At 72.9% G+C, this 12,151-nt stretch carries 12 protein-coding genes; 11 read left to right on the top strand and 1 reads right to left on the bottom strand.

Translation table 11 applies throughout. The features are described from left to right. Positions 1-100 precede the first annotated feature (100 nt). The 11 genes from ACIA6A_RS21165 to ACIA6A_RS21115 all read left to right on the top strand — a co-directional run bounded on the left by ACIA6A_RS21165 (position 101) and on the right by ACIA6A_RS21115 (position 10,403). Positions 101-1,111 (top strand): ABC transporter substrate-binding protein, encoded by a 1,011-nt coding sequence (locus tag ACIA6A_RS21165; RefSeq protein WP_396099441.1) that lies wholly within the window; start codon positions 101-103, stop codon positions 1,109-1,111. Further along, complete coding sequence (locus ACIA6A_RS21160; RefSeq protein WP_396099440.1) at positions 1,108-1,854, top strand: ABC transporter permease; 747 nt, start codon at positions 1,108-1,110, stop codon at positions 1,852-1,854. The genes ACIA6A_RS21165 and ACIA6A_RS21160 overlap by 4 nt, the downstream gene beginning before the upstream one ends. Then, positions 1,847-2,617: an ABC transporter ATP-binding protein gene (locus tag ACIA6A_RS21155; RefSeq protein WP_396099439.1), complete on the top strand. Its 771-nt coding sequence runs from the start codon at positions 1,847-1,849 to the stop codon at positions 2,615-2,617. The genes ACIA6A_RS21160 and ACIA6A_RS21155 overlap by 8 nt, the downstream gene beginning before the upstream one ends. Beyond that, positions 2,614-3,510: an ABC transporter substrate-binding protein gene (locus tag ACIA6A_RS21150; RefSeq protein WP_396099438.1), complete on the top strand. Its 897-nt coding sequence runs from the start codon at positions 2,614-2,616 to the stop codon at positions 3,508-3,510. Before ACIA6A_RS21155 ends, ACIA6A_RS21150 begins: the two co-directional genes overlap by 4 nt. Further along, entirely contained in the window at positions 3,507-4,793 is a 1,287-nt protein-coding gene (locus tag ACIA6A_RS21145; RefSeq protein WP_396099437.1) for a TIGR03618 family F420-dependent PPOX class oxidoreductase, read from the top strand. The genes ACIA6A_RS21150 and ACIA6A_RS21145 overlap by 4 nt, the downstream gene beginning before the upstream one ends. Next, complete coding sequence (locus ACIA6A_RS21140; protein WP_396099436.1) at positions 4,790-5,332, top strand: dephospho-CoA kinase; 543 nt, start codon at positions 4,790-4,792, stop codon at positions 5,330-5,332. The genes ACIA6A_RS21145 and ACIA6A_RS21140 overlap by 4 nt, the downstream gene beginning before the upstream one ends. Next, positions 5,329-6,684: an LLM class flavin-dependent oxidoreductase gene (locus tag ACIA6A_RS21135; protein WP_396099435.1), complete on the top strand. Its 1,356-nt coding sequence runs from the start codon at positions 5,329-5,331 to the stop codon at positions 6,682-6,684. Before ACIA6A_RS21140 ends, ACIA6A_RS21135 begins: the two co-directional genes overlap by 4 nt. A gap of 92 nt (positions 6,685-6,776) precedes the next feature. After that, a complete protein-coding gene (locus tag ACIA6A_RS21130; RefSeq protein WP_396099434.1) occupies positions 6,777-7,601 on the top strand; it encodes a hydroxyethylthiazole kinase in 825 nt (274 codons plus the stop codon). Further along, positions 7,598-8,944, top strand: coding sequence for an LLM class flavin-dependent oxidoreductase (locus ACIA6A_RS21125; RefSeq protein WP_396099433.1), 1,347 nt, complete (start codon positions 7,598-7,600; stop codon positions 8,942-8,944). Before ACIA6A_RS21130 ends, ACIA6A_RS21125 begins: the two co-directional genes overlap by 4 nt. Further along, complete coding sequence (locus ACIA6A_RS21120) at positions 8,941-9,726, top strand: sulfurtransferase (protein WP_396099432.1); 786 nt, start codon at positions 8,941-8,943, stop codon at positions 9,724-9,726. The genes ACIA6A_RS21125 and ACIA6A_RS21120 overlap by 4 nt, the downstream gene beginning before the upstream one ends. Continuing rightward, a complete protein-coding gene (locus ACIA6A_RS21115; protein WP_396099431.1) occupies positions 9,723-10,403 on the top strand; it encodes a GntR family transcriptional regulator in 681 nt (226 codons plus the stop codon). The genes ACIA6A_RS21120 and ACIA6A_RS21115 overlap by 4 nt, the downstream gene beginning before the upstream one ends. A gap of 6 nt (positions 10,404-10,409) precedes the next feature. On the opposite strand, the gene ACIA6A_RS21110 is transcribed toward ACIA6A_RS21115, so the two are convergent. Beyond that, the gene (locus ACIA6A_RS21110; protein WP_396099430.1) at positions 10,410-12,119 is read right to left on the bottom strand and encodes a S8 family peptidase; all 1,710 of its coding nucleotides are present in this window, start codon (positions 12,117-12,119) and stop codon (positions 10,410-10,412) included. Between the last annotated feature and the right edge of the window lie 32 nt (positions 12,120-12,151).

Here is a 12,151-nt window from a genome sequence, read left to right as displayed (position 1 = left end):
ACGGTCAACGATGGAGTTGAGGCTCATTAATTCCTACTTGGTCAGTCTGACATGTGGGATAGCTAGACTTTTGATGATCAAGTCGCGTAGCTTGCCGGTCGTGACCAGCACTTTCCTGAAACGACGCCATGTTCTCGTCGCCTTCGCGACCGCTTCCGCTGTGCTCGCGCTGTCCGCCTGCGGCGGCGCCGACGACGAGAAGGCGGGCGCCGACGGCCTTCGCAAGATCCAGGTCGCCCTGGACTGGACCCCCAACACCAACCACACCGGCCTGTACGTGGCGCAGTCCAAGGGCTTCTTCAAGGCCCACGGCCTCGAGGTCGAGATCGTGCAGCCCGGTGACGCCGACCCCGGCGCCCTGGTGGCCGCCGACAAGATCCCGTTCGCGATCAGTGCCCAGGAGGCGCTGACCCAGGCCCGGGCCGAGGGCGCCCCGCTGGTGTCGGTCGCGGCGGTCATCCAGCACAACACCTCCGGCTTCGCCTCGCCGAAGGACCGGAACCTGACCAGGCCGGCGCAGTACGCGGGCAAGACGTACGGCGGCTACGGCGGTGCGATCGAGGAGCCGCTGCTCAAGTCGATCGTGCAGGCCGACGGCGGCGACGCGTCGACGATCAAGACGGTCAACGTGGGGGACGCCGACTTCTTCGCCGCCACGAAGAAAGGCATCGACGTCGAGTGGATCTTCTACGGCTGGACCGGCATCGAGGCCGAGCTGCGTGACGAGCCGGTCAACATCCAGTACGTCAAGGACTACAACCCGGCGCTGGACTTCTACACCCCGATCCTGATCACCAACGAGAAGCGCATCTCGCAGGACCCGGAGCTGGTCAAGGCGTTCGTCGCGGCCGCGTCCGAGGGCTACGGCTACGCCGCGAAGAACCCGGCCGACGCCGCGTCGATCCTGCTCGCCGCCGCCCCGGACCTCGACAAGGACCTCGTCACCAGGAGCCAGGAGTGGCTGAGCCCGCGCTACCAGGACGACGCCGCGCGCTGGGGCGAGCAGAAGCCCGAGGTGTGGACGACCTTCTCCCAGTGGCTGTTCGACAATAAGGTCCTGTCCACCCAGGTCGACGCGGCCAAGGCCTACACCAACGACTACCTGCCGTGATCCGCAAGCTCGCCCCCGTGGTCGCGGTGCTGGCCATCCTCGCCGGCTGGCAGGCCTACACCGCGATCTCGGGGATCGACTCCTGGCTGCTGCCCAGCCCCACCGACCTGGTCGCCGCCGCCGCCGACCAGTGGTCCGCCCTGGCCACCCACACGCTCGCGACCACGAAGCTGACGCTGCTCGGCTTCTCCGCGGGCGTGGCCATCGGCCTCGCAGTCGCCGTGGTGCTGCACCTGGTCCCGCTGCTGCGGGCCGCGGTGTACCCGCTGCTGGTGATCAGCCAGAACATCCCGACCATCGCGATCGCGCCGCTGCTGGTGGTGTGGCTCGGCTTCGGCCTGGCCCCGAAGGTCGTGGTGATCGTGCTGGTCTGCTTCTTCCCGGTCGCGGTCGCCACCCTCGACGGGCTCGGCCGCAGCGACGCGCTGATCGCCGACTACCTGCTGATGAGCGGTGCGAACCGGCGGCAGCTGTTCACGAAACTGCAGTGGCCCCACGCGCTGCCGACGATGTTCTCCGGCCTGAAGATCGCCGCGACCTACAGCGTCTTCGGCGCGATCATCTCCGAATGGCTGGGCAGCGACGTCGGCATCGGCCGCTACATGATCATCCAGAAGTCGGCGTTCCGGGCCGACCGGATGTTCGTCGCCATCGCCGTCGTCGTCGTCCTCGCGCTGGCGGTCTTCGGCCTGGTGCTGCTCGCCGAGAAACTGACCGTCAAGGGAAGGAGGGCCCGTGGCTGACACCGCCCTCGACATCACCGCCCTCGACATCACCGGCCTCGCCCACTCCTACGGCGACCTGCACGTCCTGCGGGACATCACGCTGCGGGTGGACAAGGGCGAGTTCGTCTCCATCCTCGGCCCGTCCGGCAGCGGCAAGAGCACGTTGTTCCACCTCATCGGCGGCCTGCTCACCCCGGCCACCGGGCGGATCAGCGTCGGCGGGCAGGACGCCACCGGCAGGCGGGGGCTGATCGGCTACATGCCGCAGGCGCCCGCGCTGCTGCCCTGGCGCACGATCGAGGACAACGTCGTGCTGGCCAAGGAGATCGGCGGCGCCTCGAGACGCGCCACCCGCGCCCAGGCCCGCGACTGGCTGGCCAAGGTCGGCCTCGACGGGTTCGCCCGGTCGTACCCGCACGAGCTCTCCGGCGGGATGCAGCAGCGCGTCGCGTTCCTGCGCGCGCTGCTCGCCGACCGCGACCTGATCTGCCTCGACGAGCCGTTCAGCGCGCTCGACGCGATGCTGCGCGCCGAGATGCACCGCTGGCTGCTCGGCATCTGGGAGCAGAACCGCCGCTCGATCCTGTTCGTCACGCACAACATCGAAGAGGCCCTGCTGCTCTCCGACACCGTGTACGTCTTCACCCGCCGCCCGGCGACCGTCCTGGAACGCGTCGAGGTGCCGTTCGACCGCCCCCGCCGCGACGACGTCGTCGACGACCCCGCCTTCGTCCGCCTGCGCCGCCGGCTGACCGACCTGCTGACTGCGAGCCCGTCATGACCACCACCCACGTACGCGTGATGCTCGAATATTTCCACCCGTGGCCGAACTCGGCGGGCTTCTACGTCGCCTCCCGCGAGGGCTGGTACACCGACGCGGGCCTCGACGTCGAGCTCACCGTCTTCGACCCGCAGCGCGGCGACACCCTCGAACACCTGCTGCGCGGCGAAGCCCATCTCGGCGTGTTCCCCACCAACCGGCTGCTCGTGCGCCGGGCGGCCGGCCAGAGCCTGCAAGCGGTCGCGTCCATCAACCACCGCGGCATGGAGACCATCCAGACCGTGGCCAAGCTCGGCATCACCCGCCCCCGGGAGCTCGCCGGGCGGCGCCTCGCGCTCAACCCCACCCCGCGCGGCGTCGCCATGGTCCGGCACCTGGTCGCGGCGGACGGCGGTGACCCGGACGCGGTCGTCCTCGTCGACAGCGGCGCCCGCGAGCTCAGCGTCGACGACATCGCGGCCGGCGAGGTCGACGCCACGTTCGGCGGTTACTGGGCCTGGGACGCGCTCTTCGCCGGCCTGCCCTGCGACGAGCGGGTCATCTGGCCGGTCGACGAGATCGGCGCCCCCGCGTACCACAGCTATCTGCTCGGCACCGGGCCCGCGCTGGCCGGTCGCCCCGACCTGGTGGCGACGTTCCTGGAGGTCACCGAGCGCGGTTTCCGGGCGGCGACCGACGACCCGGCCCGCACCCTGGAGATCCTCGACCGGGCCATCCCGTACTTCCCCCGCGCGGTGCTGGCCCGGTCCCTCGAACTCATCGCGCCCACCTGGTGGCACGACGGCCGCTGGGGCGAGATCCGCCCCGAGCTGATGGACCCCTACACCGCCTGGCTGGCCGGCGCCGGCATCCTGCCCGCGGACTTCGACTGGCGCACGGCGGTGCCGCGATGACCGGCCCGTTGACAGACCCCGTCTCGGTACGCCGTGCCGGTCGCGCCCCGGTGATCCTCGACGCCACGGTGGACCTCCCGTCCCCGTCCCACGACGGCGACCACCGAGCGGCCCCGGGTGCCGGCGGCTGGCTGGCGGAGCACATCCCCGGCTCGCGCCACGCGGACCTCCTGCACGACCTGAGCGACCCGGCCGCCGGGTACCACTTCGCCCATCCTTCCCCGGAAGCGCTCGCCGCCGCACTGGCCCGCCTCGGCGTCACCGATGGCGTCCCGGTCGTCGTCTACGACCGCGCCGGCGGCATCTGGGCGGCCCGCCTCTGGTGGCTGCTCACCTGGATCGGCGTCGAGGCAACGGTCCTCGACGGCGGCCTCCGGGCCTGGCGCGAAGCCGGCCTCCCGGTCGAGTCCGGCCCAGCCTCGTCCTCCGTGCCGGTCCCGGCCACGGCCCTGGATCCGGCCGTGGCCGGGGGCGCGGGCGGGCTGACGCCGCGGGTGCGGCCCGGGCGGTGGGCCGAGCGGGGTGATCTCGAGGCGTGGCTGGCCGGGGGCGTCGAGGCGACCGTGCTGTGTGCGCTCAACGCGGAGGCGTACAGCGGGGAGGTCCCCACCCGGTACACCCGGCGCGGGCACATCCCGGGCAGCGGCAACCTGCCGGCCCGGTCGCTGTCCGGCCCGGACGGGCGGCTGCTGCCCGAGCCCGCGCTGCGCGAGGCGCTCGCCGGGCTGCTCGCCGACCCCCGCCCGGTGTGGCTGTACTGCGGCGGCGGCATCTCGGCGGCCGGGGTGGCGCTGGCTCTGGCCGTGCTCGGCCGCGACGACGTGGCGCTGTACGACGGCTCCCTCGAGGAGTGGTCCGCCGACCCGGCCCTGCCGCTGAGCCTGGGGCTCGTGCCGTTCAGCCCGGCCGTGCGGGAGCTGCTCGACCGGCCCGAGTTCGCGGTGCTCGCCACCGCCGAGCCGGACGGGGTGGCGCAGCTGTCGGTGATGTGGCTGGCCCGCGACGGCGACAGCCTCGTGATGGCCACGAAGGGCGGCCGGCGCAAGGTCGCCAACATCCGCCGCGACCCCCGCGTCACCGTGCTCGTCCACGACCGGAGCCGACCCACCCGCTACGTCGAGATCCGCGGCACCGCCCGCGTCACCGGGGAGGACGCCGACCAGCTCGTCGACGCTCTCGCGGTGAGCTACACCGGCGCCGACCATGTGCGCGGGACCGTGGAGCAGGAAGCCGGCCGGGTCGTCGTCCGGATCACCCCGACCCGGGTGTACGAGCGGTCGTGACGGCGGTCGCCGAATGGGCGGCGGCGCTGGGCCCCGCCACCGGACGCCTGCGGGTGGTGGCGGTCGAGGGGCGGTCCGGGGCCGGCAAGTCGGGGTTCGCGGACACCCTCGCGGCGGCGCTCGGCGCGTCCCTGATCCGGATGGACGAGATCTACCCGGGCTGGGACGGCCTGCTCGCCGCCGTCACCACGGTGCACGACCGGGTGCTCGTGCCGCTGGCCGCCGGACGCCCGGCCCGGTGGCGGCTCTGGGACTGGGCGAACGACGGGCCGGGGCAGTGGCACGAGGTGCCGGCCACGGACAACCTCGTCGTCGAGGGCGTGGGATGTGGCGCTCGCGCGCTTCGGCCGTACACCAGCGGTCTGGTCTGGATCGAGGCTCCGGAGGCCGTGCGGCACCGGCGGGCGATGGCCCGCGACGGCGACACCTATGCCCCGCACTGGCGGCGCTGGGCGCGGCAGGAGGAGGCGTTCTACCGCGCGAACGACGTGCGCGGGCGGGCGGATCTGATCATCGAGAACGACAGGGAGAACCCATGAGTGAGCGGATCCGGTTGAACGGGCTGCGGCAGTCCACGGTCGGGCACACGGCGATCGGTCTGTGGCGCCACCCCGACAGCCAGGCCCACCGGTACCGGGACCTGAGCTACTGGACGGACACGGCACGGATCCTGGAACGGGGGCGTTTCGACGCGCTGTTCATCGCGGACGCGCTCGGGCCGCTCGACGTGTGGCAGGGCAGCGTCGACGCGGCGCTGCGCGACGGGATCCAGACCCCGACCGACGACCCGCTGCTGGCGATCAGCGCGATGGCGGCGGTCACCGAGCACCTCGGCTTCTCGGTCACGGTGTCGTCGACCTACGAGCAGCCGTACGCGTTCGCCCGCAAGATGACCACGCTGGACCACCTGACCGGCGGCCGGATCGGCTGGAACGTGGTGACCTCCGCGCTGGACAGCGCGGCCCGCAACCTCGGCCTGACCACCCAGCTGCCGCACGACCAGCGCTACGCGGTCGCCGAGGAGTTCATGGACGTCGTCTACAAGCTGTGGGAATCCAGCTGGGCCGACGACGCCGTGGTCAGGTCGGACGTGTTCGCCGACCCGGCACGGGTCCGTCCCGTCGCCCACGACGGGACCTACTTCACGGTGCCCGGCATCGCGCTGTCCGAGCCGGGGGTGCAGCGGACCCCGGTGATCTACCAGGCCGGCACCTCGCCGGTCGGCCGGGCGTTCGCCGCCAGGCACGCGGAAGGCGTGTTCCTCTCCACCTACCTGCCGTCCATGGCCCGGGGGCTGGTGTCCGACGTCCGGCAGCGTGCGCGGGCCGAGGGCCGGGACCCGCGGTCGGTGAAGTTCTTCGCGATCGCCACGGTGATCGTCGCCGAGACCGATGCCGAGGCGCGGGCCAAGCTCGCCGACTACCAGTCGTACGCGAGTGTCGAGGGCGCACTGGCCCGCTGGAGCGCGCTCATGCACATCGATCTGTCCACGCTCGACCTCGACGAGCCGCTGGAGTACGTCGAGACCGACGGCATCCGCGGCATGGTCGAGCTGTTCACCACCCTCGACCCGGACCGCCGCTGGACACCCCGCGCGATCGCCGGGTTCGTCGGGGTCGGCGGCGGGGGACCGGTCATCGTCGGCAGCCCGTCGACGGTCGCCGACGAGCTGGAACGCTGGATGGACGAGGCGGACATCGACGGTTTCAACATCGCCGACCCGGTGCCACCGGTGACGTTCCGCGACTTCGCCGACCTGGTCGTCCCCGAGCTGCAGCGACGGGGCCGGGTCTGGCGCGACTACGGGTCCGCCACGTTGCGGGAGCACTTCCACGGGGCCGGGGTGACCCGGGTGCGCGACGACCACCCTGCCGCGCGTTACCGCTTCTAGTCCTACCGGAGATGTAGGTCACGCTGGAGCGAAGCGGCTGGTGGCGTAGCCTGGGGTGCATTGTATGCAGCGATATACAGATTGGTGGCGGCATGGCTTCCTGGGATGACGTGGCGGTTCGCGAGGGTTACGCGACGATCGGCCGGACCGGACCTTTTGTGTACGGGCTGACGAACTACATCGCGGCCAACCTGAGCGCCAACGTGTTGCTGGCCGCCGGGGCCGGTCCCGCGATCGGGGCGGCGTCGGACTGGGTGACCACGTTCCCGGCCGGGGCGAGCGCGGTGTGGATCAACACCGCCTCGCTCATGAGCAGTGACGAGGAGTCGCTGCGGGCGGTGGCCCGGACCGCGCACGAGGCCGGCACGCCGTGGGTGCTCGACCCGGTCGCCGTGGGAGCCGGCGCGCCGGAGTACGACGCCTTCGTCCGGTCGCTGCTGGAATTCCGGCCCTCGGTGATCCGGGGCAACGCCAGCGAGCTCATCGCGCTCGCCGGCGGGGAAGCCACCGGTAAGGGCGTCGAGACCACCGTCGACTCGTCCTCGGCCGTTGCCGTGGTCGGCGCGTTCGCCGCCGAGATCGGCGCGGTCGTCGCGGTCAGCGGTCCGGTCGACTACATCTCGGACGGGTCGCGGACCGTGGAGGTCCCCGGCGGTGACTTGCGGCTCACCCAGGTGACCGGCGCCGGGTGCGCGCTCGGCGCGCTGACGGCCGCCGCGGTGTTCGCCACCGGGGACGCGTTCCAGGGCGCTGTCGTCGCGCACGCGGCCTACGCGGTTGCCGCCGAGCGGGCCGGGGCGCGCACCCGGGGCACCGGATCGTTCGCCGTCGCGCTCGTCGACGAGCTGTCGCTGCTCGTCTCCGACGAGGCCGGGCACACCAGCCCGGAAGCGCTGCTCGGCCAGGCCGCCCAATGACGGCCGGCCGGCGGCGGATCCACCTCGGGGCGTTCCTCAACGCGGGCGTGCAGGGCACGGCCGGGTGGCGGCACCCGGACGCCTCGCCGGAGTTCCTCACCGCCGCGCACTACACGCGGATCGCCCGGGTCCTGGAGCAGGGCCGGTTCGACTTCGCGTTCGTGCCCGACGCGCTCAGCGTCCCGCGCAGCCTCGGCGACTCGTTCGCCCCGGCGGTGACGTGGGGGTCGGGCACCCCGCGGCTGGACCCGGTGCCGGTCATCACGCTCATGTCCGCGGTGACGACCCACCTCGGTGTGACCGCGACCGTGTCCACCGGCTACCACGAGCCCTACCACGTGGCCCGCGAGTTCGCCACGCTCGACCACCTCACCGGCGGCCGGTCCGGCTGGAACGTGGTGACCAGCTTCCAGGACGCCGAGGCGCAGAACTTCGGCCAGCACAAGCTGCCTCCACGCGCCGCGCGGTATGCCCGCGCGGAGGAGTTCCTGGAGGTCACCACGCGACTCTGGGACAGCTGGGCGGACGACGCGATCGTCGCCGACCGGGAGTCCGGCGTTCTCGGCCGCCCCGAGGCGGTCGAGGCGATCGACCACGACGGCGAGCACTTCCGGGTCCGGGGGCCGCTCAGCGTGCCCCGGCCGCCGCAGGGCTACCCGGTGATCATCCAGGCCGGTGCCAGCGAGTCGGGCCGTGACGTCGCCGCCCGCTGGGCCGACGTCATCTTCTGCAGCCACGAGTCCCTCGAGTCGGCGGTCGCTTTCTACGCCGACGTGAAGGCCCGCGCGGCGGCCCACGGCCGTGACCCCGATCAGCTGCTGATCCTGCCCGCCGCCACCCCGGTGATCGGCCGGGACGCGAAGGACGCGCTCGCCAAGCACGAGGCGTTCGCCGACCTCGTCTCGGTGGAAGCCGGCCTGTCCCGGCTCGCCTACCACGTCAATGTCGACCTGACCGCGTACGACGTCGACGGGCCGCTGCCGACGCTCGAAGAGGTCGGCGTCGAGGGCCACTACCGCGAGGTCGTGGAGTTCGCCGAGCGCGAGGGACTCACCGTCGGGCAGATCGGCCGCTGGTACGGCGCCCGCACCGAGGGCAGCCTGCTCGGTTCCGCGGCCGACATCGCCGACACCATCGAGCGGTGGGTGGACGCGGGTGCCGCCGACGGTTTCGTCATCCAGGCGACCCACGTGCCGGGCTCGTTCGACGAGTTCGTCGCCGAGGTCGTCCCCGAACTGCAGCGCCGCGGCCTGTTCCGCACCGAGTACGAAGGCGCCACGCTGCGCGAGAACCTCGGCCTGAACCGCCCGGAACGCGGCGAGTGGAAGGCCCGGCGGGCGTGAACCTGGTCGACGTCACCTGGCTGCGGGACCACCTCGACGAGGTGGTGGTGCTCGACGCGTCCATCGAGCGCACCGGTGACACGTACGGTCCCGGTCGTGCCGCGTTCGCCGGGACGCACCTGCCCGGCGCCCGCTTCGCGGACCTGTTCGGCGGTTTCTCCGACCCGGACGCGCCGCTGCCGTTCACGCTGCCCCCGGTCGGCACCCTGTGCGAGGCGGCACGGGAAGCGGGCGTCCACGACTGTGCCCACGTGGTCGTGTACGACCGGCTCGGCGGCGCGTGGGCGGCCCGGGTGTGGTGGCTGCTGCGCGTGCACGGCCACCCACGGGTGAGCGTGCTCGACGGCGGCCTGGGCGCGTGGACCGCCCACGGCCTCCCCGTCGAGACCGGCTGCCCGCCGCCGGTCACCGGCCCGGCGCCGCTGACGCTCCACCCGCCGCGGGATGCCACCGCGGACCTCGACGAGGTGTCCCGGGGCGGGGTGCCGATGGTGTGCGGGATCCGCCGGGAGCAGTACGACGCCGGCCACATCCCCGGCAGTGTGAGCGTGCCCTACGCCGGGCTGCTGCGGCCGGACGGCACGCTCGACCTCGACCGGGTACGGTCGTCCGCGGCGGACATCGACCTCGGCGACGCCGTCGTCTACTGTGGCGGCGGGATCAACGCGGCCGGTCTCGTCCTCGCGTTCACCGCGGCCGGGCTGCCGGCACCGCGGCTGTACGACGGGTCGCTCAACGAGTGGCGGAGCGACCCGGCCCGGCCGCTGGAGGGGCACGGATGAACGCGCGGGACACCGTCTACCGGACGTTGCTGGAACGCCTCACGCACGGGCACTACCGCGCCGGCGACCCGCTGATCCCGCAAGCTCTGAGCGAGGAGTTCGAGGTCTCCCGTACCCCGGTCCGCGAAGCGCTCGCCCTGCTCGAACAGGACGGGCTGCTGGTGTCCGGGCGCCGCGGCTTCGAGATCCGCCGCCGTGACGACGAGGAGATCCTGGAGATCTTCGAGACCCGGGCCATCCTGGAATCCTCCGCCGCCTACGCGGCCGCGACCCGGGCCACCCCGATCGACCTGGCCCGCCTGCGGGACCTGCACGACCGCTCCCAGGCGACCAGCGACCCGGCCGAGGTCCGGCGCATCTTCAACCACTTCCACGACGCGCTGCGCAACGCCGCCCACAACCGCACGATCACCACGCTGCTCACCACGATCGAGGCCCAGGTCAAGGTGTCGGCCCCGTGGACCACCCCGGGCGGCCCCCGGGAATTCGGCCCCAGCTACGCCGAACACGCCACCATCCTCGCCGCGATCCGGGCCGGCGACGCGGCCGCGGCCCGGACGGCGACCCTCACCCACAGTGCCCACGACCGCGACACCCGGGTCAGCCAGCTCATCGTCCGCATGGCCGAGGACCTCACCACCCCCGACTCCACCGCCGCCGGCTGGGCTCATCCGTAACGGCGGTCACGCCGTGACGGTCGGGCTGGTCGCGCCGGTCAGGGTGGTGGTGGCGGGTACGACGACGCGGTAGCGGGCGCCGGTGACCAGGCCGGTCACGGTGTGGCTGCGGGTGGCCCGGTAGCTGGTGACCTGGCGCCAGCCGCCGGTGGTCCACCGCTGGACCCGGACGAGCTGGCCCGCGGCCCCGGTCAGGGTGACCTTCAGGGTGCGGGCGGTGCCGCGGGTGGCGGCGACCTGGGTGCGCACCGTGTACGTGGTGACGGGGGAGACCGCCGATGAGGCCGTGGCGGTGGCGGGCACGGTGAGGCGGATCCGCCGGGCGCCGGTCGCGGTGGCGGCGACCGTGACGGTGCCGTCCGCGGTGGTGGTGGCCGCGGTGCAGGTGAAGGCCGAGGTGGCGGTGGCCGTGCAGACCTGGGCGGCCCGGTCCGCGGCCGGGCTGCCGTCGATGGTCACGGCATAGCGGGTGGTGATCCGGGTGCCGTACAGGACGGTGAGCGCGCCGGCCCCCACGGTGATCGCGGTGGTGCTGGGGGCGGTGCTGCCGTCGGCGGTGAGATCCAGCGCCGCGGCGGCGTCCACGCGGCCCCAGCCGTAACCGGTGTCCTTGCCGGTGGCTCCGAGGTCCACCGCGCTGTCCTCGAGGATCGTCTCGATCTGGTCGGGCGTGGCGGCCGGCCGGTACGCCTTGATCAGCGCGGCGACGGCGGCGACGTGCGGGGATGCCATGGAGGTGCCGCTGTCGATGGCGTAGCTGCCGTTGTCGGTCGGGTACGTGCTGAGGGTCTGGTAGCCGGGTGCGGCGATGTCGATGTAGTCGCCGCGGTTGGAGAACGACGCGACCCGGTCGGCCGTGTCGGTGGCGGCCACGGCGATGACGCCCGGGTCGGCGGCGGGGTAGGCGACCGGGCTGCCCTTCTCGCCGTCGTTGCCGGCGGCGGCCACGACGGTGACGCCCTTGTCGCGGGCGTACGCGATCGCGTTGGTCATCGCGGCGATCTCGGTGGTGGCGCCGAGCGACATGTTGATGACGTCGGCGCCGTGGTCGGCGGCATACACGATGCCGTTCGCGACGTCGGCCATGTTGCCGCTGCCCTTGGCGTCCAGGGCGCGGATCGGCAGGATCTTCGTGTCCGGTGCGATCGCCGAGATGCCGACGTCGTTGCCGGTGAGCGCGGCGATGGTGCCGGCCACGTGGGTGCCGTGACCGTTGGGGTCACTACTGGTGCCGGTGGTACCGGTGAGGTAGTCGATGCCGGGCAGGATGGCGCCGGCGAGGTCGGGGTGGGTGGCGTCCACCCCGGTGTCGATCACCGCCACGATCACCCCGGCGCCGGTGGAGTGCTCCCACGCCCGCGTCACGCCGATCGTGGCGAAGTCCCACTGATCCGCGCGGTACGGGTCCGTCCCGGCCGGGACGGCGGCGGCGTGCGCGCGGGTGTCGAGCTCGACCGCGACCGTACGGGGTGCCCGCCGCGCGTCCCGCAGGTAACGCGCCGCGGTCGTCCGGTCGGTCGCGGTCCGGGTGCTGATCACCGGCCGGCCGGTGGCGTCGAGGGTGGTGCTGACCACCCGGGCCGGCTGCCGCCCGGAGACCTCGGCGGGCAGGAGCCCGTCGGAGGCGTACGCGGCGCTGCCGTTCACCGTGGTGACGCCGCCGATGGTGGCGACCGCCAGCAGGGCGAGGGCGGGCCGGGACAGCAACTCTCGCATCGGGCTCTCCTGTCGTCGTGGTCGTCCTCACG

The organism is Actinoplanes sp. NPDC051494 (assembly GCF_044454705.1).
Lineage (GTDB): Bacteria > Actinomycetota > Actinomycetes > Mycobacteriales > Micromonosporaceae > Actinoplanes.
The sequence above is the reverse complement of the archived record's forward strand: the minus strand, read 5'-3'. Positions and strand labels throughout refer to the sequence as shown.